We start from the raw sequence: 24,453 nt of genomic DNA, 5'->3' as shown, positions 1-24,453 counted from the left end.
TGTAAAAATCTCTTTTATTCTTTTATTCTTCAATAACAACTGTTTAACAATAAGTTATTTTTTAGCCAAAAACTCTAAATCTTAAATTCAGGACTTGCTTTTCTTTTGAACTATGTATAATCCGCTTATAACAAGAATAACTCCAAAAACAGTATAAAAAGTTATCGGTTCTTTCATTATAAAATGAGCAATCAAAAAACCAAATATTGGACATAAAAACAGCCAATACGAAGCTTTGATTGGGTTACTTTTTAATAAATAAAGCCAAAGCTGCACTGCGCCTATTGAAACCGGAATAGCCAACCAACAAACCGAAGTCCAAAAAGAAGTGTCGAAATTATTCTTATCCGATTCATAAGTTGCACATAAAGCCGGCAGTAAAAAAACACCTCCCAAAATAGTCTGCCACCCATTGATAGTTAGAATGTTCAACCCATTCCAATTCACTCTAGAATAATAAATAGTACCCAGTGAATAAGCAATCATGCTTATCAATAAAACTATTATCCCAAAAGGCGTTGCATAGCTGTTTTGCAAAAGCGGATAAGCTGCCATAACCACTCCCATAAAACACAATAATAAACTCAGAATATTTTTGAACTTGATTCTATGAGAAAACCAAAAGGCAGACATCATCGCAATAAAAACAGGATTCGTAGCGACTGCCAAACTCCCCAAACCTGCGGAAACTTGTTGCATGGCAATAACATATAACCCGAGATAAAATGTAATATTTAGAAATCCATAAATACTAATTTGTATCCATTCCCTTTTAACTGGCATGCGATTTCCTAACACTATATGAGAAACGAATAACATAATACTTCCCGCAATAATAAATCTAAAAATAGATATTACAAAGGGTTGAGCAGAAACCAATCCAATCTTGGTTGCAGTTGAAGCAGAAGACCAAAGGAAAGCAAATACTATCCCTGCAAAAACACTTTTCCATTCTTTAACCTCAACTCCGCTTAACAAACTCTTCACTTTAATTATTTCACTCAAAATGTATTTTTTTACTCTTTATTAAAAAATTAACGATTCAACTTTTGATAAATCATTATTAAAACGAACAAAACTGGCTGGATACCCCGGTTTTATTTTACCCAATTTATCTTCCATTTTAATGGCGGCTGCTACTCGACAAGTCCCCATTTTTATAGCCTCATCTATAGTCACATTCAAATGTTGATTGGCATTACGAACAGCTTCATCCATTGAAATACTCGCTCCTGCCAAATTGCCTTCATCATTTCTATAAAAACCATTTTCCAGATGAGCATCAAAATTCTCCCATTTGAAATTGGAAACTTTACGTCCCAAAAATGCAGCATCCGTAATCAAAAAGAATTTCTCTTTCTTTAATTGATAAGCTATTCTCGCAGCGGCATAATCACAATGCGCACCATCTAAAATTACAGGAGCATAAACAGCTTCGTTGTCAAAAGTAGCCCCAACTAAACCCGGTTCACGATGCCCAAACTGAGTCATCGCATTAAATAAGTGAGTCACTAAATGTATCCCTTTCGAAAAATAATATTGCGCTTCTTTGTAAGTCATTGTTGAATGTCCAGCCGAAATCACAATGCCACTTTCCAAAAGCATATCCAGTTGCTCTTCTGTAAAACATTCTGGAGCAATAGTAATAACTTTTATAACATCTTTACCATAACGAATAATCTCTTCCAACTCCGAATTAGTAGGCTTCCGAACCTGATTCAAACTATGCGCCCCTCGTTTCAAAGGATTTAAAAAAGGGCCTTCTAAATGCATTCCCAATACCCCATTTTTGTGCTTTGACCGATAGTCTCTAATCGCTTGAATCCCTTGAAAAATGGTTTCCTTTGATGATGATATTAAACAAGGAAGTGTATGGGTTGTCCCGTACTTTAAACTGGATTCATAGATATCCTGAATCGTTTCTTCCGTTGGATACTGACTGAAATAGTGTTTCTCTCCTCCATTGATTTGGATGTCAATAAATCCCGCCGAAAGATGACTGCCTTTCAGATCAATAACTTCAATATCCGTAGGGATTTCATTTTGAACGGAAAGAATAATACCCTTTTCGATAATGACAACACCATTATTCAATATTTCATCACCTGTATGGATTATTCCGTTTACAATAGCTTGTTTCATCTTTTAAAATTACATTTTATTTTACTTGACTCTTTAAAAAAGCCCTCTATTATACCGAGGGCTCTCTTAATATCTTACTTTTTTATTATTTTTTGAGAAAGCGTCCCATTGTTGTCGCTTACTTTTAGAATATAAATTCCGCTAACTAGATTGCTCAGAGAAAGTGAGATTTCTTTTTCATTATCCTTTAGAGACACGTTACTTACTAATTGTCCAAGTAAACTAAATAACTTAACCTCAACATTCCCTTTTGCATTATCAATAGTAACTCTTACCATATCAGTTGTAGGATTGGGATCTATTGTAGCATTAAACTCTAAATCAGTATTCAAATTTGAATCTATTGCTTTCTTTGATGTCAACTTAGCAGCCAAACCTGAATTTGGAATAAAAGTATCTGCCCCATTGGTCAACCAATTTAAACTAAAACGAACAAAATACATTTGATAGGTCGAATTTTCGCCATTTTCATAATAAATCCCCATGGTTCCGTCAGGTAAAACAGTTATACTTGAATAAGCAGAAGCTCCTGAGAATATGGTTTTACGAACGGGCCAAGAAGCACCTTCATCAGTACTCATCAAAACAGAAACATTGGTTCTATTTCCCGCAAAAGGAATCGTATGCAACAATCTATTCTTATCATATCCGTCTAACGTTGAAGTATATCGTATAAAATCACCATCACAATTAGGATCAGTCAAATCGGCTTGATTGTATGCCGTCCCCCAAGTTAATCCTTTATCAGTTGAAACATTAAATCTTCTGGTACCCGAATTACGAATACTCATCATCAAATTCCCATTGTTTAATTCCACAATTTTGGCTTCATCTCCTCCTGTTTCGGCCCTTCCTGTTGATGGAGTCCAAGTAATTCCACCATCAGTACTGGACATCATATAATTATTTATTCCACCACTTGATTCTCTAACAGTCAATGCTGCAACAATAGATCCATCACGCAATTGATGTGCTCTACCCGAGCCAATAAATACTCCTAACCAATTTTGAGTAATTGGATTACTGCAACCCGCACCATAAATTTGATTGGTAATATCTACTGGAGCTCCCCACGTGATTCCATTATCGGTACTTCTACAATATTGTATTTTTATTGGATTTGTTGGTGTTGAGGCAAAAAATCCTTTTTCGGCAACAAATAAACATAATAAATTTCCAGTCGCTTTGTCTATAACCAATACCGCATCGCCGGCACCGTTGGGCCCTCCAAAGTTTGCTATGGTTACAGGAGCTGACCATGTTTTTCCGTTATCAGTACTGCGACGCACTACAGGATCAATTTTGGCAGCCAAATCCCCAGCTCCATTCCATCTTTTATCGGTTACCGTTACCAAAGACCCATCGGCAGCTGTAATGATTGCAGGGATGCGATAACTGGCAGATCCCGCATCTCCAGGAGTATATAAAAGAGTATTTCCTAATAAAACAACTCTATTACCGGCAACAGTACTTGCAACAGAATTATAAGTAACCGAATTGGCAACAATGGATTCACAAGTAGCATCCAGTACATTTCCTTCGGTAGCACCAGCAGCCACATCATAGGTAATCCAAAAATAATTGTCGCCAGAAACCAAGGCTTTACTTCCGTTAACCGTTAAGGCACCTGTCGCTGGAGCTATACTTCCAAATAAAGTCGCCGTAGCGAGATTAAAAACGGCCGTAGTTCCGCTGGAATAGATTTTTATATCGGTAACATCACTTACATTTGTCGTTCCTGTCATAGTAAATTTTAGTGCACTTAGCGAAAGTGGATTGACCGTACCGCTAGCCGAAACTTTTACGGCAACAATGCGTTGGTCCGTATCCCCCATACCCGTTGGCAATTCAGTTTGCACCAACGATACAGTGTTTATTTGCATGGTATTAGTTTGGGCGATTACCGCAGCACCGCCATTTAGCGTTCCGGGATGATTGTGACCTGAAATATCCGGAACGGTTGTCCCACTCACATTTTCAAAATCCCATGCCGCCAAAAGATTTGTCTCGTTTCCTATAACAATAGTAGTTTTATCACTCAAGACTTCTGTCGCAGTCATGGCTTTATTCCAAAAACGAATATCATCCAATTGCCCATTCATAAAAGAAGCCAGGTTGTTTAACGTTCCAAAAAATAAATCACCTGTGTTCGAAACCGTATTGCTTCCACCTATATTAGTAGTAGTTTTAGTTTGTTGCAAAGCGCCATCAACATATATTTTACAACTTGTGGTCGCTACATCTATGACCATCGCCAGATGATGCCAAACATTGTTTGATATAGTGGAAGTTCCGTATGGAGGTCCTGCAGCTCCTGCGCTTGTAGTTAAGTTAACTCCAAACTGACCTCCGCCAGCAGACGAATTATTAATAAACTCGTACCCTACCCCTGTTCCACCAGGTCTTTTGCTCAGAATACGTTTGGAGAAATCAGCAGTCTTTATACGACAAGTAATCGTTAAACTTTGTCCCGCAGCTAGATTAAAATCGGAATGGTTTGTAACCGACATATAATCGTTCACACCATCCAAAGCCAAAACCATCGGATAAGCATTTGAAGTGGTTGGTGATCCAAAAAGCGTTCCAGGATGATTATTTCCTGAAATATCTGGAACAGTTGTACCAGTTACATTTTCAAAATCCCAAGCTCCCAAAAGATTAGCCGTAGGTCCCGTTATTACGGAAGTCATATCCGCTTGCAATTCAGTTGCTGTCATGGCTTTATTCCAAATTCGAATATTATCAATTTGGCCTGCCCATTTATAACTATTCACAGCATCAGAGGTTGCTCCAACTATAAAACTTAGTGCGTTGGAAAAATCGGATGTCGTTGAAGTAAACGTTTTTCCTGTATTAACCAAAACACCATCTAAGTAGCCATATAATGTTCGAGTACTGGACGCATCCAATACCAAAGCGACATGATGCCAATTCCCATCGGCTACAGAAGTAGGTGAATATCCCGCCGTACTGATGTTATTTGGCGTACCAGTTCCACTCATATTCATAGCAAACTTACCCGCGTTAGATCCATTTCCTGTCCAAAATTCATATCCATTCCCGGAAGAACCGGCTCTTTTGGCAAAAATTCTTGGAGTTCCGGTAGTCGTACTGGTTTTTATCCAACAGGTAACGGTTTTGCTTTGGCTTGCGCCAAAATCTAAATCGGGATGGTCAGCCACTGACATATACGTATTGACTCCATTTAAGTTTAACACCTTACCGCTTTGTGCATTAAGATTCAAACAATAAACAAAACAAAAAAGCAAACAAAACTCATGTAATAATTTTTTCATAATTTGTGGTTTTAGTTAATAGTGAAATTTAATTATACTCTTTTGCTATTCGAAAACTATACGTTTTTCAAATGCTCATTTAAGATCTGAAGACAGTACCATTCTTGGCGAGGCAAATGAAAGGGTCCTTTGTACATATTTCCTTTGGCGGTTTGCGCTATACTCCCGTCTCTATGCAGATAGCCAAACCATTCTCCATTCTTGTCATCATGGAATTTCTCATAGGCATAATCATGAACCATTTTATGCCATTTGGCATATTTTTCGTCTCCTGTCATAGTGTAAGCCAGCAGTGTTGCTATAATTACTTCGTTATGTGGCCACCAGAACTTCATGTCTTGCCAATATTCCTGAACGGGTTTATCATAAACATCTCGGTAATATAAAATTCCGCCATGTTCCTTATCCCAACCGCGTTCCCACATATAATCCAACATTTTACAGCCCAGAGCAATTAAATGAGGATCATTGTTTCTATATTTTGCTTCATGCAAAATAAACCAAGCCCCTTCAATAGCATGACCTGGATTCAAAGTACGCCCATCAATATGATCCATAATAGATCCATCAGGCGCGACTTGCTCCATCACACATTTGATATCCTCTTTTACAAAATCACGTTCTATTTCGGCAATCCATTTGCTTATCCATTCATCGCAGCGTGGATCACCAATGTTTTCTCTTAATTGTTGGGCTGTATTCATCATAATCATGGGAACGCCAATTCCTTTGGAAGGTCGGGTTGAAGTAAACTTAGGTTCCAATAAACCTGGTACCGTAGCATATTCAATACACTTTCCAAATAAAAAACGAGCTTTTTCAGCAACAGCTTCGTCCCCGCTCGCTTTTGCGTAAGCAGACATTGCAATTACTGCAAAAGTTTCAGAAAAAAAATAGCGCCTTTTTCTAATAGGCAGTCCCTCACGTGTGACATGAAAAAACATCTGTCCATCCGTGTCAAAACAATGACTGTTTAAAAAATCGATACCCGATTTTGCCCCCTCCAGCCATTCTTTTTTAGGTTCTACTGTATTATAAAGCGTTGCCAATAACCACGAAGCACGCCCCTGAATCCAGACCGCTTTATCATCATCTATTAAACTTCCGTCTTGATCACGCATCAATAAATACCCCCCATATTCAGTATCTATCGAGCGGGGAAACCAAAAAGGAATTGTATCATTTAGTAATTGGTTCTGATAAAAATCTTTAAGGTTTTGAAGTTCTGTATTTGAATAGCTCATTTTTTTGGAATTTTTAAGCCGAAACGAATAATGCAAAGCAAATTTTCGATCGATCTATCATTAATATTTATCTCTATATAGTTCTTGCTGACTTATTTATTTTTTTGGAAAGTGTCCACTTCTAATCTAAAAGTAGAACACGGTAAACTTGATTCGTTAACCAAATTGGCTAATGTAAATGGCTTCCATGCGTACAAAACCGTTTTAATGTTCTCCCCTTTCGGAATGCTTATAACTACTTGATTATTTACAATTGAAGCTTCAGTTTCTATGTGTTTCCCTTTATCTGTTACTAATTCAAAACCTAATACTGCTTTTTTATCTGAGGTACTTAAATGTTTCGCTGACGCAAAAGATATCCAAATCGTTTCTTTTTTTTGTTCTGCTTTTAATGCTAATGGTCCGTTGGCAGCAATTGCTTTTTTATACGTATAATGCAATGCCAAACGGGCGAGACGGTCTGCAACCTCTTTCTTCTTTATTGGATGCACATTTTTTTCATCACCATAATCCATACTAATAGCCATTCCACTATTCGGGATTTGACTTTGAATTTTATTTTGCACCTCTCGAAATTCAGGCCAAGTTGGTCGATCGGTACTTGATAATTGCACATAATAAAAAGGGAAATCGACACCCCAAGCTTTTCTCCAACTTTGCACCATTACAGGAAAAAGATGTTCGTAAAGAGCGACATTATGGGCATTACTTTCCCCTTGATACCAAAGAACACCTTTGATTTGAAATTGAGTAAAATCTGCTACTCCCGATTCAAAATTATAACAGGGATCGTACGGATGTCGCTGTTTGGGATTGGTGGCGTTTTTTAAATTTACCCCAGCACGTTCCCGAACCCAAGGCATAATAAAATCTGATTTTCGCCAGTTGTTCAATACATCCACTTCTTTGTCATCATGTTCTAATGTGTATCTGTCCATCCAAGATTCGATGGGCGAACCACCGACCGCCACTTGGATTAAACCAATTGGAACATTTTCCTCATGAGCGATATTTTTACCGAAATAATAGGCAATTGCCGAAAAGTCTTTTGCCGATGTTGAATCACAAACAGCCCAACTTCCCGAGAAAAATTTTAATTGATTGGTTTTAGCTAAAGTGACAGAATCCCATGCCATATCATCTGTTTCTTGTATCACTTTCCAATTCAACAAGCGAAGTTTCGAATTAGCAATTGCCTTATTTACCTCGGCCATTCCATTTTCAGATTTTTGGAGCGGAAAAGCCATATTCGATTGTCCCGAACAAAACCAAACATCCCCAACTAATATATTTTTCAAGAGAATACTATTTCCTTTATTCTGAATGGTCATCTGATAAGGCCCACCTTCAATCATTGCCGGAAAGCGGACTTTCCATTTACCATATTCATCTGTAATTACTGTCTTTTTTTGTTGCAGGAATGAGATTTTTATTGGATCACCTCCATTGGCTTTGCCATAAATAACAATAGGTTGATTGCGCTGTAAAACCATATTATCTGTAAAAACAGCTGCCAATTTTAGCCCGCCAAAATCTTTTGTGACATTCCCATAAACAGTTTGTGCCAAGATAGCTGCTCCTTCTTTGACTGGATGTAATGCATCTGGAAAAAGATCCGGACGGTTATATAATTTTTCGTGCAAATCGATTAAACCAACTTGATTCGCTTTTGCAATTCTTTCGATATGCGCTTGGATTTCCCAAAACCAATCTCTTGTCCCTGATTTAAAGCGAGGATGTTCATTAAAGATTGGTGTCAAACGACAGATATATAGTTTTACTTTTGGATTTTGCTTTTTTAAAGTATCCAACAACCAAGCATAATCGGCATCGAATTCTTCTTTGTAATTCGGCCAGTTTCTTGGATCTGTATCATTCAATCCTAAATGGATAATCGCTATATCGGGTGCAAAAGCAATCGCATCAGCACATTCTTTGGTTTTACAGTAGGGTGTATGTCCTTTTTTTAAAAGTGTTGCTCCACTGTGCCCAAAGTTTTTTACCTCATAGTTATTCCCCATCATTATTTGGAGTTGTGAAGGATAGGAATCCGTAACAGGATTCGCTAAAAGATAACCTGCAGTCACAGAATCTCCTATACACGCTACCTTCACCAAAGAAGTTTGCGCCACTATTCTATTGTTTTTTAAAAACAATAAAAGAATCAGTAGAAATAATAGGTATCCTTTAGAATTATTCATGTGCAGCTAATATTTATTTTTTAATAGAAAATGGCATCGTAATTATCAATCCCTGTTTGTGTTTATGAATCTTGAAATTTTTTATTTATAAAAAAAATGCAAACTAAAGTTATCAGCCAAGGTGAAAGTTTTAATTCCACCTCAGCAGATAAACAACCAAATAACCAACTCAAAAATTCTAAAAAATTAAAATGTTTTTATGCATCAATGTAATCGTTAACCTGAGGACGCAGAAAAATAACTTGAACCAATAACGCAACCAATACAACACCAGCCATCATTGCAAAACCATTTCCTAATGTTCCTGCATCTGCATATTTTCCTAATAATGATGTAACCAATGCACCGCAACCAACACCCGTCATATTCAAAATTCCATAGGCCGTTGCTCTTTGCTTTGACGAAACAAATTGACAAAGTATCGGCATATTATTGGCATCAAACATTCCGTAGCCAATTCCGAAACAAAGAGCAGCACTTACAATATGAAAGAGAGAATTGCCGAAACCAATTAACAATAAGGCAGGAATCGTTAGACTCAATCCGATAGCACTTGTATAAACTCTCCCTTTGATATTTTTGACAACCCATTTATCGGATAATATTCCTCCGAAAATAACCCCTAACAAAGAAGACATTGAAATTGTTATTGTTGCCAATGGTCCGGCCTGTTCCATAGAAATTCCTAAATTATCCGAGAACAATGTTGGCAGCCAATTTTTGGTAGCCCAACCCGGTAGGCTGATTGTTGCAAAAAAGAATAAAATAATCCAAAACGAAATATTCGTAAACAACAATCCTAATCCTTTAAAAACAGAGCTTTTTTCTGCTTCTGATTTTAAATTAGAATCTACTGACTTGATCTGTGGAGCTTTTTTCTCGAATAAGAGAAAAACCAAAACAACAGCATAAGTAACTCCGATTAAACCAAAATAATGAAAGGTTGTATGCCAAGAATAAGCAGCCGCAATCGTTGCTCCAAATCCTCCTAAAGCTGACCCGACATAAAGACCAGTCATGTGAATTCCTATGGCAAGTGATCTTGTTTTTTGCTGATGATAATCGGCAATTAAAGATAATCCCGCAGGAATATACAATGCTTCGCTAACACCCATAAGTGCTCTTAACCAATACACTTGATCATAACCCGTTGCATATCCCATGGCATAGGTAACTGCAGACCAAACAAATAAACTCCCAACAATCAACCACTTCCTATTTAATTTATCAGCTATAAGGCCTGACACTGGGCTCATCAAAGCATATATCCAAAGAAATATTGCCATTAAGCGTCCAAAATTCTCCCCAGAGACCAATTCTGGAATGTCTGCTTCCATTGAAGGGCGCATGGTGGCCAACATTTGCCTATCCATATAGTTGAGCAACGCTACAACCCATAGCAAGCCCACTACCATCCAAGGATAATATTTTGAGTTCTTCATAATTCTTTATGATTAAAAAATGTATTCTAATGATTTTCGTCTCTTCTATTGGAGTGAAAAAAGCTAACCAGAAAAATCTAAGATTAAATTCAATTATTTTATTTTTCCCAACATTACATTAGGTGTTCTTATTCCCGGCTTTATTTCACCATTAGACAAAATAATATCATCTCCCCATAATACTGCAGTTGTTGTAACGGGAGCCAAAAAAGGCAATTCACCTACTTTTGTCCAAACATCCGTAAGCGTATTATACAACAAGATCTCTTTATAAAATCCTTGATGTGTCGTATTCAACACATTCTTCTCTGCAATAAGCCTTCCTTTTTCTTCTAGCGAATTTGATTGAGCAATCTGTGATAAATACGTTTCAATTTTATGAAAAGTCACACCATTGTCACCCCCAAGAATTAAAATCGAATGCGTTCCTACCGCAACCGCCGCGCCCGCAGAAAAATTGGTAGTATTTGTTCCATCGGATATAGCAGCTACACTTGACCAGGCTTTCTTTTTTGGATTAAAAACAAAAGTAGTGTTGTGTAAATCACTGATACCGGTAGCCGTTTTGGTTCTTCCTCCAATCACAAAAATGGCTGTACCTTCTTTTGTTTTTTGAACAACAGCAACAGCATTGGCCAAAGCAATAGGTAAATTAGGCAACTCTTCCCATGCTGGATTCAAAACATTTAAATCCAAACTATAAAAATGATTTGATGATTTTTTAGCTTCATCACCACCAATTGCATATACCGTATTTCCAATATGTGTCAATGCTATATTCGCCATTGCCAAAGGGAATTGTGGCAACGATAGAATGGCAATGTCATTTTTAGAATCTTTCCATTTCAAAATATAAGCCTTATTCAACAGTCCATTTTCATTTTCACCTCCTACATATACAACTCCTAAATCTGTTGAAGTAACACCACAATACGCTATCGGCTCAGGTAATTTAGCTTTTGTCTTTTTATTCCAAACAAAATTCTCTCCCTGTTTTTGCAGTACATGGATTTCATCAGAATATTTCTTTGCTCCTCCTTCCCAAGGCATTTTATCCGGAAAATTAGCCCCACCAGTCACAATCAAGACATTTTTATGTACCCCATTTATAGGCCCTGCAAATCCGAGAGATTTACTCCCTTCATTATTTTGCAAATAAGCTGCAATTTCCCATTCGATGGTATTAAAATCTCTTACCTGAGAACTAACCGTTGTTGTTATTGACATCATAAAAAATAATGGAATTAGAGAAAGTAATAACTTTTCTATTGAGTTCATTTATAATTAACTAGCCGGATTTGATCTAAAGCTTTTGAAATCCAAGCTTTCAACATCTTTTTGAAAATCCACAAATTGCTCAGCACTCATGTTTTTAACTGGTAATCTAAAATCACCCAAATTCAATCCTACAACTTTCATATAGGATTTACCAACTGAAATTCCTCCATATTTGCCTAAAAGACGAATCATGTTAATCGATTTTTGTTGTAAAACACGGGCTGAAACCAAATCATTAGAATTAAAAGCATCAATCAATCTGTGATATAAAGGCGCTGCATAATTAAAAGTGCTCCCCACTGCACCCTTTGCTCCTAGTACTAAAGCTGACAACATATTTTCGTCACGTCCCCAAAGCATATCATATTTACCTTCCTTGTAGCTCATACAGCTTTGGAAATCCATAAAATCTTCATGAGTATATTTTACTCCGGCAAAATTATCCAGTTTACCATCTAGTGCTTGAACCAAATCAAACATAGGCACGTTTACGCCTGTCAAAACCGGAATATGATAGTAATATAATGGCATATTTGGTACGCTCTCACCAACCATGATGCACGCTTGAGCTAACATATCAACATTCGCTGGTTTAAAATAAAAAGGAGCCGTAAGGGAAACAGCATATAAACCTATTTCATAAGCATGCTTTGCTAAGTCAATACAATCTGAGAGACAAGTACCTCCCAAAAATACCATTACTTTAAAATCGTCATCATGGTTTGAACAATCTGCCCATGCTTGTGCAACTGCTTTTTTTTCTTCTAAAGTAATCGAAACCCCTTCACCTGTAGAGCCATTTATAAAGGCTCCTGTAATTTTATTTTGTTTTAAAAATGCGTAATATCCTGAAATTAAGCTAACATCTAATTTTCCGTTTTTATCAAATGGTGTGAATGGTGCAGCTATAAGCCCTTGTAAGTGTTGAATTGTCATGATTTTTTTTCGTTAAATTATGGGTGTTATTTGACTAAGCCGAAAATTTTTGAATTTTTGAATTTTCGACTCAATCAATAACAGTAAGTTTTTAATCTAGATTAGTACCCAGGATTTTGAGTGACTTTTGGATTGTAATTAATTGTGTTTTGAGATATTGGGAATAATATCTGCTTCCCAGTCATAGAAGGCACATTACCGGTTTTATTGAAACGAACTAAATCCCACCATGCTTTTCCTTCGAAAGCCAATTCTTTTAGACGCTCATTCAAAATAACATCGTCATTTGCAGCTTTTGAAGAATTTGTGAACGAAGCAGTTGCATCGGCTCTTTTCATGACTTGATTCATCTCTACCGTTGGATCTTGTCCCAAAGCGTTCTTTATTTCGGCTTTCATCAATAAAATATCAGCCCAACGATAAATAATGATATCACTTGTAAATCGTCTTAAAGTACCGTCAACAGTACCATTGTATTTCATTAAACCTGTAACCACATCTGCAGTATTTGCAGTATTTCGTAAGGTTAAATAAGTAGCATCTTTTCTAACGTCTGTAACTGTAAAACTAAAGTGAGCTGGATCAGGCTGCACTCTTGAAATACCGGCATTTCCGGCACCAGAACCCAATGTTCCAAACATTGCTGTAGCAGCTGCTGTCGTTGCTCCTGGATAATCTGAAGGGCCTACATACATAAAAGAATTCCAGTTATCCGATAAATTTGAAGTAACATCCGTTAGTGAATAACGAACTGCAAAAAGAACTTCATTATTTCCTTTATTCGCATAACTGAATACATCCTTAAAATTAGGAAGTAGCGTAAATCCTGCTGGTATAGCATTTATAGCGCTTAATGCAGTATTCAAATCAGCCGATCCTCCATTTAATTGTTTGGCTGTCCACAAATTAACTTCTGCCTTTAGAGCATTCGCAGCCGATTTTGACAATTGTACTTTATTGATACTCTCGTCAGGGAAATTAGCAAGTGCCGATTCAATATCCGATTTGATGAAAGCAAAAGTCTCCTCCAAAGTATTACGGGGAACAATATATTCGTTTTGATTCGTGTTCTCTGTTGGCGTTGTCACAATTGGAACGCCTCCCCAAGAACGAGCCATAATAAAATAAGCTAAAGCTCTCATCGTATAGGCTTGAGCCAGATATCTTTTTTGTTCGTTTAAAGTAGATGGACTAAATTGAATAGTTGGAACATACTTTAAAATTAGATTCGCTTGTTGTACAACAGTATACAAACCACCCCAATCTACATCTACATTTTGAGCCGTAAGATTATTGTTGTAATAATTCGCTAAAGTTAATGGAGACTGAACTCCTCCTTTAATTTCGGCACTTCTTGCGCCACCCAATAAATAATAATTTTGTTGAGTTTGTGTTCTAAAATTAAAGTACAGTCCATTGACAGCTGCCTTGGCATCATCCTCAGTTTTCCAAAAAACACCAGAGGTGATTACACTTTCGGATTCTAAGTTTAAGTCGTCCGCGCAAGAATTCAATAGCGAGAGACAAGCGAATAAGATAGAATATAATATATATTTATTTTTCATGATATTTAATATTAAAATTTACAGACTTACATTTAATCCAAGTATAATATTTCTTGGTACAGGATATGTTCCTGTAGCTCCAGCCGAATTTAAACCTTGGCTAGACCCTCCATCAATACCTTGAACTTCAGGATTTAAACCTGTATATTTAGTGAAATAATAAAGATTACTTCCCGTTAGATAAAAGCGGGCAGATGCCAATTTTATTTTATTTGCAAAAGAAGTAGGAACGGTATATGCTAAAGTGATTTCTCTTAAACATAAATAATCTCCACTTTCATAATAACGGCTATTTCCTTGAAACATATTTGTATTATATGCGGCTCCGCTTGCCTCAGATCTAAATAAATTGTTTTGATTCGTTTGATCTGCCCAACGGTAACGTGGTACATCTGTAATATCTCCTTCTTTTTGCCAAGACTGTAAACTTTCAGCTAACAACCCATAATTTCCTTGAAATTGACCTACAAAACGAGCTCTGGCTTCATTGTATATTGTTGCTCCCAAAGAATAATCGGTTCTTACCACTAATGAAAATCCTTTATAACTTACATCAAAATTAAAACCTCCTACATATTTAGGAAACATATTTCCCATGTAGGTTCTATCTTTACTATCGATAACATTATTGCCATCAGTATCTTCAAAAACAGCGTCTCCAGGATATTTTATACCATTTGGATTACCACCTGCTGCATTTGTTTTAGTTACATAAGTATCTTTTGTTGTTGCATTATAAGCATCCGCAGCGGCTTGTGTTGGAAGAATATACAATTGTTTGTGAGCGTAAAAATCTCCAATTTTTTGTCCTTCTTGTGATCCACCAACATATACATACGATTTACTTCCAGCATCCCAAATTTGAGTACCACCAATTCTATTGTTTAAATTTCCGTTGTAAGGAAGTGTTTCAATAACATTAGTGTTGTGTGAGATAATAAATCCTGCATTAATTTTCAAATCATTTTGATTGTAAATATTAGCTGACAACTCCATTTCGAATCCTTTGCTTCTTAAACCACCTAGATTGGTCAAAACGGTTGAGAAACCACTATTAGAAGGCAAAGTCAAATTGGTCAATAAATCTGAAGTCAATTTATTATAGAAATCACCAATTAATCGAATTTTGTCTTCGTTTATCCCCAAATCAAAACCAATATTATTCGTTTGTGATTGCTCCCATTTTAATCCGGGATTTGCAATTTGAGAATTTACAATAGCAGACTGACCGTTGTAATTATTGGCAATTCCATTTACTGAACCAGAATATAATCCTCCAGCTTGAAAGTCACCTAGAGTTCCTAAATTACCATTGATACCAAAACTTCCTCTTAATTTAAATGAAGACAAAACGGTTGGCATTGCTTTCCAGAATTCTTCTTCATGGACATTCCACCCAACAGATACCCCTGGGAAAAATCCATACTTATTATCCGGTCCTAAACTTGAAGCACCATCATAACGGAAAGATCCTGTAAATAAATATTTGTTTTTATAATCGTAGTTCAAACGTCCGAAAACGCCGTTCATAACTAATTTGGTATTATTGGCATACACTGAAACTGGAATTGGAGACGAATCTAATGTTTGTGCCAGATCCGAAGGACTTCCTTTTCCTGAAGCATTAAATGTTTTTATAGTTCTTCCATAATTTGAAGCTCCTAACTTGGCTTGAAAATTTCCTATTTCATCAAATGATTTGGTATAGGTAAAAACTCCCTCAAATTGTGTTTGAAACAAACGATTATTCAATTGAGTTGCAGTTCGAGTATTATCTACTAATCCAGTACTTCCACTCAAAAAAGCTTGTTGAAAAGTGTTTCCAGAAGTATTTTCGGTATACAAAGACATCGAAGGCGCAAAATTCAAATCCTTTGTAATCTTCAAATCTCCATCAACAGCTAATTGCAATTTTTCATTTTCATTAATCCCTTTGACTTTCCCCATTTGATACAATGGATTTCCGTTAATGTTATTCTGCCCCGGAGCCAAAGTGCCATCTTCCAATAAAAACTTGGTGGTTGGAGCATTTCCTAAATATCTATTAAAAACAACACTATTGCTTACCACTTGATTATTATTAGACCTAGCATATAACATTTTACCGTTTAATGTAAAATTATCCGCCAAGTTAAAAGATGCATTCATTTTTGCTGTAAATCTTTCGTAACCTGTATAGATTGTCACTCCATCTCCTTTTAAATATCCTAAACTTAAATCGAAAAGACCTTTGTCTGTTCCCCCACTAAAATTTAAATTATAGTTTTGTGTAAAAGCATCTTGAAACAAAACATCATTCCAATCTGTACTTTTGAACATAATTGTATTCGCAGCATTAAGAGGATCTGCCATTTCTTGCCATCCTTTGGCTTGCAAAGAGGCAATCGTATCTGCTGACAAACTCGATTTTAATAATGTTGCAAATGGTGTATTATTATTCAAATTATTCCCAGTCCCATAAGGAGTTGCACCAAGTAATTGATTGTCTCTTGCATTAGGACGTGTACCACCCATAATATCAGCAGCATTTTTAACCCCTAAGCGAGATAGACGTATAAAATCTTCTCCTCCCAAAAAATCGTACTGTTTTGCGATTTGACTAAACTGAGAAGAATACCCAAAAGTAATTTTAGTTTTCCCAACCTTAGCAGTAGAGGTAGTAATAATAACAACCCCATTAGACCCACGTGCACCATAAATGGAAGTTGATGCAGCGTCTTTTAATACTTGCAATGAAGCAATATCGGCCGAGTTAATATCGTCAATTTGGCTACGAATTACCCCGTCAACAATATATAATGGTGTAGCTCCTGCAGGATTATCAATAGAGGTACCCCCACGAACTAAAATATTTGAAGCTTTACCCGGTTGACCAGATGCTGTACGAACAACTACACCACTTACATTCCCTTGCAATGCCTGAGTAACATTAGAATAAGGTACGTTTTCTAAAACTTTTCTATCTAATTTAGAAACCGAAGTACTAACAGTTCTTCTATTTTGAGAACCATACCCTACAACAATTACCTCATTCATTTGTTGTCCAACTTCTTTTAAAACAATATTCAGTTGTGCATCGCCTACAATCTTAACTTCTTGATCTTGTAAACCTATATAAGTTACAACCAATACAGTCACATCATCTGGAATTTCAATTTCAAAAGAGCCGTCAACATCAGTCTGTGTAGAAACCTTTGTGCCTTTAGCCAATATATTTACTCCAGGCAATGACTCTCCTTTTTCATTGGAAACCTTTCCTTTTATTTTTCTATTGATAGGTGCTATTGTGCTTTTCTTTAAAGTAGGCTCATCTTTTGGAATTAAAGAAATGGTTTTACCTTGAATAATCCATTTTACTGACGATTCCTTAAAAGCTTCTTGCAATACTTTTTCGATTGAAGCATTTTTCACATCAATTGAAATTGGCTTTACATTCTTTAAAATAGTAACGTCATAGAAAAAAACGTAGGTTGTTTGTTCTTTAATAACTGACAAAACTTTTTTTGCTGACACATTCTTTCCAGAAAAAGTTATCGTTTGAGAAGATACTGCTGCCGATACATTGAGCGTAAGAGCAATTATCAATATGGACGTTAATTTCATAACTTTCCAGAATTTAGGAGTAAGCCAAGAATTTCTTGACTTGCATTTTGGTAATAATTTCATACTTTTGTAATGATTTTGGTTAATAATAAATTTTCCTTGCTTGGTCTATTTATACGTTTTTCAAGTCATAGTTCCTTTGTACTAAGGAACAAGCCAGCGATGCTTCCAACATCTGCTGGCTTTTTTTATTGAATTACAGATAAATATTTTATAAAATGAGTTTCCTCGATTTGTCTTTTTTCTTAAGGCATTACTCTCAAAACTTTGCCTTCTATTTTAAAATGAATATTATTTCCCTCTAAAATTTTTAATACTTGTGATAGTTCTAAATCACGATTTATTTCACCTTCAAAATTTCTGGAAACAACCCCTTTTTCGAAAACAATATCTACATCATACCATCTGCTTAATTGACGCAGAACAGTTTCTAAACTTGCATTGTTAAAATAAAACATGCCTTTTTTCCAAGCCATCACTTCATCAAAATTATCAAGGTCCTTAACAGCTACAGCTCCAGTATTTTTTATTTCGGCTTGCTGACCAGGTTTTAAAAGTACTTTTTTATCTGTTTTACCTACCAAGACACTACCTTCTAAAAGCGTGGTATTAATTTCACTTTCATCATCATAACTATTGATATTAAAATGAGTTCCCAACACCTTTACTTCAACATCCTTAACACTTACTGTAAAAGGTCTGCTTTTATCTTTGGCTACCTCAAAATAAACTTCTCCTTTTATAGAAACCTTTCTTTCATTAGCGGCAAAAGAAGTTGGAAATGTAATTGAGGAAGAAGCATTAAGCCAAACTTTTGTACCATCTGACAATTCTAATTTATATTGTCTCCCTCTCGGCGTAGTCATAATATTAGTAACGGCTTTAGCATTGTTCTCTCCCTTATAAACCAATTCTCCATCCTTTTTTGAAACAGCTGTATTACTTTGATTGGCCAAAACTCCATTGGCTACACTATCCAAAACAATTTGAGAGCCATCTGCCAATGTAAGTATGGCACCTGTTCTTCCTGGAGGAATTACATTTTTTTCATTATTAACTACAGCAGGAGCAATAGTATCCTTTTGAGAAAATTTAAAATATCCAAGCCCAAGAACAACTACGACACTCGCAGCAACAACTAATCTTTTCCAATTAAATAAAGTAAAATCTGCTTCTTCTTCAATTTCATTATTAGCATTCATTTTCACTCTAAGCTTTTCAATAAAATGCTGAGTCGATTCCGAACTCTCACTAATAGGTTCTATACTTTCATAATTTTCGCGAAGGATATAATCCAAATCATCCGCATATTGAGGATCATCAATCATTTTTAACAACTGTGCTTTCCCTTCAGGAGATATTTCCCCTAAAACAAACTGGTACATAAGTTCTTTAAACACTTCTTTTTGATACATAACTAAAAGATTTAAGCCTTGTGATAATGTCCTTCTTATATAAAGACGAGGATACTTCAACAAAGTGGCAATGAAAATTATAAAAAAACTAAAAAAAGAATAAAAAAATATTGTGAGCTCAATAAAAATCACAAAAAAGAAGAAATAAAAGAACGCAGACCTATACCCAAAAGGATCAGCAAACGGATACCATAATGCCTGTGAAGATAAATTCTAAGGAAGTTTAAGGCCTCTAATAAGTGCCAACGTATGGTTCTTTTGGCCAGACCAAGTTCTGAACTAATGAAATCCGTATCTTTTCCTTCTACACGACTCAATAAAAATATAGTACGTCTTGGTTCTGTCAAAAGATTGGCTCCCTCATTTATGATTTTATCTAATTCCTTATATTCGTATTGCTCGTCCGGTTTTAAAAACATTTCCTGAAGTTTTTCTCCTTTAAAGGATTCTGTTTCGATCAATTTTTTACGAATATGGGAGATAATTAAATTACGGCTAACGATGAAAAGGTAATTGTCAAAACTTTTTATTTCGGACAACTTTTCTTTTTTTTGCCAAATTTGTATAAAAATATCTTGGGTAAGTTCTTCGGCTACAGGATACGATTTTACAAAACTCAAAGCCTGTTGCAACACTTTTTGCCAATATTTCTCTACGAAATAATTATAAGCCATTTCGTTCCCTGATGCTAATTCTAATAAAATAACTGACTCATCTGAAGTGAGCAATGGTGATTTCATAATACGTTTTTGGAGGTTAGTTGGTTAACTATTGGTTAAGCAAACATAACTAAATATATTAAACTTTAAAAAAATAAAAGAATGCCCCCCTTAATAACACTCCACAATATTGCCCCCTAATCTTGTATCAGTACAAAGCTGTTTCTTACTATGCATGCCGTTATAGACTCCTTTTAAAATTTGTCTCATTTATTCTTACTACCCGTTATACAACGAAACATTGTCATCCTCGTCTATTTTTTTTATACGCTTCATAACTAAATTTATTGTTTATTGCGAGAAAGATTTTGCCTGTTATAACAAGTGTGCATAAAATTAAATCATGAACAAAACTTGGATTTGAGATGATCAAGCTTAAGCTTAAAATTACTCTTTTTTTTTGCAAAAAAAATCCTTTCTTGAGCTATTTTGTGCAGATATGAAATCGTTTACCTATCATTTTCAGCAAGGTAAGAAGATACCCGCTTTACAATAACAGATATCTAACGGTTTAATCTTGACTTACTAATTCCCACAAATAGCGTTTGTATTTTATGTAAAAAAAGCTACACCTTAGCAAAAGCAAAAACGGATGTCTAGCTTTAAACCAATCAAAAAATCGATTTGTTCAAACTGTTTTATACTTGAACATCAATTTCATTTCAAACGGTAAAGAATGTATAATTTAGAAAAAAAAATACTTAGAAAATTCGAAAAATGTATATAGTACAACTGAATGCGTTTCTATAAAATAGAAATTGAATATCAACATAAAGTATATGAAGGATGGCATTCTCATCAAAATACACTTATAACCCGAACCTCTCTTCGAGGTCTCCTGACCTAGCTAACTGAATGTTATTCCAAACCTAATTTTGTGTGATATGATAAAATCACACAAAATAATCTAATAATCCTGCATACAACACCTACTACAACCGATTTGGACAATAAACTTAATGGAAAGTTAGTCTTATATTTCGAATGATTAGCTTCGCCTGTTCGCTATCGCTCGGGTACTTCGTCTATTCGTCCCAATAATTATCGGGACTCGGGTGGCTAATCCGAAAACAGGGCTTAATTTAATCCCAAAGCCGCTCCAGTACAAGAACGTCATTTTGCCCCAACATAATAAAAAAAAGAAAACTAATCCAAAGGGGAATAAATTTGTAGTTTTATCAATTATAAAATAAGAATTACAGAATGAAATATACACTAGTAGGAGAAGAAACGGAAAGGTTAAAATTTAGGTTATTAAATCTTGAGGATTTTGATGTTTGGGTTGAATTCTTTGAAAATATTGAAGTTTGTAGGTTTTTAGGAGTGGACAAAATTCAAACACCAAAAGAAAGATGTAAACTTTGGTTTGAAATGACATTTGAAAGATATAAAAAAGATTTGGGCGGAGCGAACGTATTAATAGAAAAATCGACAAATAAAATTATTGGTCAAAGTGGACTTATAGTCAGAGAAATTGATGGTAAGCAAGAAATAGAGATTGCATATTCAATTTTGCCAGCATTTAGAAAAAAAGGATTCGCAACCGAATCGACTGAAAAATGTAAAGAGTTTGCTTTTGCAAATAAATTTTCTGAAAGCTTAATTTCAATAATTAATATTGAAAATGTTAATTCTGAAAAAGTTGCCGAGAAAAACGGAATGAAAAATGACAAAACAATTGATTATAATGGAATGTTAGTAAATATTTACAGAATCAATATTAATGAACAATAAATAGAAAAACGAACGTAGAACAACTACTACAACGGATTTAGGCAATTGCCCTAATGGAAAGTTAGTCTTGTACTTCGGATGATTTACTTCGTCTATTCGCTATCGCTCGCGTGTTCACCTGTTTTTACAGAGAGTTAACAATAAACTCATGAAAACGTCCTCTTCCCCGCCCTTATATTTTTATACCAAAAATCATGGTAAGGATTTGCGCGCTGGCCGCTGGGAGTGCCCCCCTAGCGGAGCGGTTGGGGCGCGATAAGGAAATCTGTCCGATGATTTTTAGTTTAAAAATATTCAGGCTTGATCTTTTGTTTCTTTTCCATCAAGGGAAAAGAAAAAATGCTCTTAAAATAAAACAGCATAAACTGATGAAAACGTCTTCTTTCCAGCTCTAATATTTTTATAACAGAAAACACGGTAAGGATTTGCGTGCTTGCCATAGCGAGCATCCCAGCTCTTAGAAGTCTCCTGACCTCAGTTCGGCAAAGTCTCGCTATTTTGTGTTTTTTTCTTGATTTTTAAGATGGTACCTTTTTCCGTGAATGCTTTTAGAATATTTTGAATTGAAAAAATAAATTTAGAAATGTGGGAGTGGCATAACTTTTACTTTTAATGATGTAACACTTTATACAAGTAAAAGACGGACTTTTGTACAATGAGAATTCGGTTATACCACCGAAGACATAATGAAACAAAATAAAATTATGACAACCACTTTATCTATAGTAGTCTTCATTCTGATCCTATTCATTCTTGGCAAAGTAAACTTGTCCATAAAATTCAGCAGGGAAGTAAAAGCACTTTTTGCTCAATCCAAGAGAATAGCTGGCCAGTCATTTCATAAAACCCAATTGGACAGTTTACCGGAACCCGTGCAACGCTATTTTAACCATATCCTAAAAGAAGGGCAACCCTACATCAGTTATGCTAGAATAAAGCACAATGGGCTATTCAAAACAGGGCTTGACAAAGGTTGGATAAACATAACGGGGGAACAATATGCAACAACAGAAAAGCCGGGCTTTATTTGGAAAGGCACAACCGCAATGTTTGTTGCCCGGGATATGTATATTTCAGACAAAGGCAGACTGATTGCCACGCTTTTTTCACTGTATAATGTTGTGGATGCAAAAGGGGACAAATACAATGAAGGCGAACTGCTTCGCTGGTTGGGAGAGAGTGTTTTATATCCGACAAATTTTTTACCCAGTGAAAGATTACAATGGTTCCCGATAGATTCAAATACAGCAAAACTGACTTTTGAGTATAACGGACTTTCGTTGTTTTTCAAAATCACGTTTAATGAAATAGGCGAAATAACGGAAATGGAAACCAAAAGATATATGGGCGAAGACAGTTTAGAAACCTGGGTTATAAAAGCGGCAAATTACAAAGAATGGAATAACGTAATTATACCAACAGCTTTTGACGTTATATGGCGATTGGACAAAGGAGATTTCAGTTATGCAAAATTCAATATCACTGAAGTGGAGTACGACAGACCTGAAAAATTCTAACTTCAATAGTAAACGGTATTGGGAGTCGTTGAATTATTAAAGCAAAAAGAGACATCGGCCTGTATGATTTTGGTCTCACCCGAAATAAACCAAATAAGCATATGATCATCAAACATCAAATCGGATTTAAACAGTTTGTCATCATAGCAGGAAAGCTTGATTTCAGGGGTCAAATATTTTGAGATATGTTCCTGTAACGATTGTTGTTTTTCCTTTAAGGCTGATGCCTTTTATTACATCACTTGCTGTTAACGTTGCGTTAAAACCAGAATCTAAAGGTTTTTGTAATGCTCCGTGATAATTGTTTTGTCTCATTTTAGTGTTTATTTAAATGTTATAAGGCAAAATTAAGGAGACAACATACAAGTCACTTTGTTCAAAATTCCATTTCACTTTGTTCATAATGTCAATTTGATTTAACAGCCTGTATAGTTATTTTAGGATGTACAATAAGCCTGAAGGTGGAATTGCGTAATTTTGTAGTGCATTAAGTAACTAGCTTCTTGATATCAAACTATGAACAATACATTTTCTGACAGCAGCCAAATTGGAATGGTATCCACTTTTTCTGAACTTGTAAATACGGATTTTAAGGGAGAAATGAATGCCCTATGCTGGTACCGAAATTTGGAAGGCGATTTTGCAGCCATTGTAAATCAACTGCAAATAAAAGAAAATATAACGGAAGTTTATCCTAAAGATTTATTGGCACTCCAACTATCGGAAAAGGGAAATATAGCAAGGGAAATTATCTTAAATGATTTACGCTTATTAGCCGATTTCGGAGCTTCCCCTTCTCTTAATTTACTTAAATGTTACGAACGGGATGATGAATTTGATTTCATATCCACCGATGTGTATTCATATCATGTTGATCGTTCGCCCATTGCAACGGATACTTTTTTATGTACCTATCACGGTATGGCAAGTGATATTATTTCTAATGAACAAGCGGACCAAAAAATTCTAATCCCTGAAATTCGAAAAAAGCTCAAAGAGCTGCATAACGGCCCATCGGAGGAATTTGAAAACTTTTTAAAGGAAAATTATTTTGATTTGCATTATCAGGCGCAACCCCATGCAGTGCCTATTAATTTAGGATTAGGACATCTTTGGCGTCTGGCGGTGGATCATCCAAAACAACAGGTGCTACCTTGTATTCACAGAGCACCAATAGAAAATGAAGGAGAATACCGTTTATTGTTGATTTGCTAAAAAACAGGCGTTATATCAACTTCTTTGATTCCCGATACTCGGAATTGCATTCTGTGACCGTCTTTTCTACCTCCATTATATTTTTACACCTGAAATCATGGTAAGGATTTGCGCGTTGGCCACAGAAATAAACTCATAAAAACGTC

General features: G+C 35.6%; 16 protein-coding genes. 3 read left to right on the top strand and 13 right to left on the bottom strand.

Features of this window, described 5'->3' with window-relative positions; all coding sequences use genetic code 11:
* Positions 1–87: 87 nt before the first annotated feature.
* From HQN62_RS09655 to HQN62_RS09600, 12 genes are all read right to left on the bottom strand, one after another.
* Positions 88–1,005 (bottom strand): DMT family transporter, encoded by a 918-nt coding sequence (locus tag HQN62_RS09655; RefSeq protein ID WP_217362480.1) that lies wholly within the window; start codon positions 1,003–1,005, stop codon positions 88–90.
* A 21-nt stretch (positions 1,006–1,026) separates the two neighbouring features.
* Positions 1,027–2,142, bottom strand: coding sequence for an N-acetylglucosamine-6-phosphate deacetylase (nagA, locus tag HQN62_RS09650; protein ID WP_173504200.1), 1,116 nt, complete (start codon positions 2,140–2,142; stop codon positions 1,027–1,029).
* A 74-nt stretch (positions 2,143–2,216) separates the two neighbouring features.
* On the bottom strand, positions 2,217–5,438 hold the full coding sequence (locus HQN62_RS09645; RefSeq protein ID WP_173504199.1) for a LamG-like jellyroll fold domain-containing protein: 3,222 nt from the start codon (positions 5,436–5,438) through the stop codon (positions 2,217–2,219).
* Positions 5,439–5,494: 56 nt separating this feature from the next.
* The gene (locus tag HQN62_RS09640; protein WP_173504198.1) at positions 5,495–6,682 is read right to left on the bottom strand and encodes an AGE family epimerase/isomerase; all 1,188 of its coding nucleotides are present in this window, start codon (positions 6,680–6,682) and stop codon (positions 5,495–5,497) included.
* 92 nt (positions 6,683–6,774) lie between these two features.
* Positions 6,775–8,883 (bottom strand): GDSL-type esterase/lipase family protein, encoded by a 2,109-nt coding sequence (locus HQN62_RS09635; protein WP_173504197.1) that lies wholly within the window; start codon positions 8,881–8,883, stop codon positions 6,775–6,777.
* Positions 8,884–9,080: 197 nt separating this feature from the next.
* Positions 9,081–10,325, bottom strand: coding sequence for an MFS transporter (locus HQN62_RS09630; protein WP_173504196.1), 1,245 nt, complete (start codon positions 10,323–10,325; stop codon positions 9,081–9,083).
* Positions 10,326–10,418: 93 nt separating this feature from the next.
* Positions 10,419–11,555, bottom strand: a complete 1,137-nt coding sequence (locus tag HQN62_RS09625) for a galactose oxidase (RefSeq protein WP_254454424.1) — start codon at positions 11,553–11,555, stop codon at positions 10,419–10,421.
* Between the two features lie 54 nt (positions 11,556–11,609).
* Positions 11,610–12,539 carry a dihydrodipicolinate synthase family protein gene (locus HQN62_RS09620; RefSeq protein ID WP_173504194.1) on the bottom strand — a complete coding sequence of 310 codons (930 nt, stop codon included), beginning with the start codon at positions 12,537–12,539 and terminating at the stop codon, positions 11,610–11,612.
* 101 nt (positions 12,540–12,640) lie between these two features.
* Positions 12,641–14,104 (bottom strand): RagB/SusD family nutrient uptake outer membrane protein, encoded by a 1,464-nt coding sequence (locus HQN62_RS09615; RefSeq protein ID WP_173504193.1) that lies wholly within the window; start codon positions 14,102–14,104, stop codon positions 12,641–12,643.
* 18 nt (positions 14,105–14,122) lie between these two features.
* Positions 14,123–17,770 (bottom strand): TonB-dependent receptor, encoded by a 3,648-nt coding sequence (locus HQN62_RS09610; protein ID WP_173504192.1) that lies wholly within the window; start codon positions 17,768–17,770, stop codon positions 14,123–14,125.
* A gap of 182 nt (positions 17,771–17,952) precedes the next feature.
* Positions 17,953–19,122 carry a FecR family protein gene (locus HQN62_RS09605; protein ID WP_173504191.1) on the bottom strand — a complete coding sequence of 390 codons (1,170 nt, stop codon included), beginning with the start codon at positions 19,120–19,122 and terminating at the stop codon, positions 17,953–17,955.
* Between the two features lie 128 nt (positions 19,123–19,250).
* On the bottom strand, positions 19,251–19,862 hold the full coding sequence (locus HQN62_RS09600) for a sigma-70 family RNA polymerase sigma factor (protein ID WP_173504190.1): 612 nt from the start codon (positions 19,860–19,862) through the stop codon (positions 19,251–19,253).
* Between the two features lie 1,182 nt (positions 19,863–21,044).
* Between HQN62_RS09600 and HQN62_RS09595 the strand changes: the two genes are divergently transcribed.
* Positions 21,045–21,575 carry a GNAT family N-acetyltransferase gene (locus HQN62_RS09595; RefSeq protein WP_173504189.1) on the top strand — a complete coding sequence of 177 codons (531 nt, stop codon included), beginning with the start codon at positions 21,045–21,047 and terminating at the stop codon, positions 21,573–21,575.
* A 704-nt stretch (positions 21,576–22,279) separates the two neighbouring features.
* Positions 22,280–23,092, top strand: a complete 813-nt coding sequence (locus tag HQN62_RS09590; RefSeq protein WP_173504188.1) for a DUF6544 family protein — start codon at positions 22,280–22,282, stop codon at positions 23,090–23,092.
* 162 nt (positions 23,093–23,254) lie between these two features.
* Here the strand turns inward: HQN62_RS09590 and HQN62_RS09585 are convergent, their stop codons facing one another.
* On the bottom strand, positions 23,255–23,407 hold the full coding sequence (locus tag HQN62_RS09585; RefSeq protein ID WP_371811601.1) for a hypothetical protein: 153 nt from the start codon (positions 23,405–23,407) through the stop codon (positions 23,255–23,257).
* Positions 23,408–23,608: 201 nt separating this feature from the next.
* Between HQN62_RS09585 and HQN62_RS09580 the strand changes: the two genes are divergently transcribed.
* Positions 23,609–24,307, top strand: coding sequence for a DUF1826 domain-containing protein (locus HQN62_RS09580; protein ID WP_173504187.1), 699 nt, complete (start codon positions 23,609–23,611; stop codon positions 24,305–24,307).
* Positions 24,308–24,453: the final 146 nt, after the last annotated feature.

This window comes from Flavobacterium sp. M31R6 (genome assembly GCF_013284035.1).
GTDB lineage: Bacteria > Bacteroidota > Bacteroidia > Flavobacteriales > Flavobacteriaceae > Flavobacterium.
This window is presented reverse-complemented; position numbering and strand designations above follow the sequence as displayed.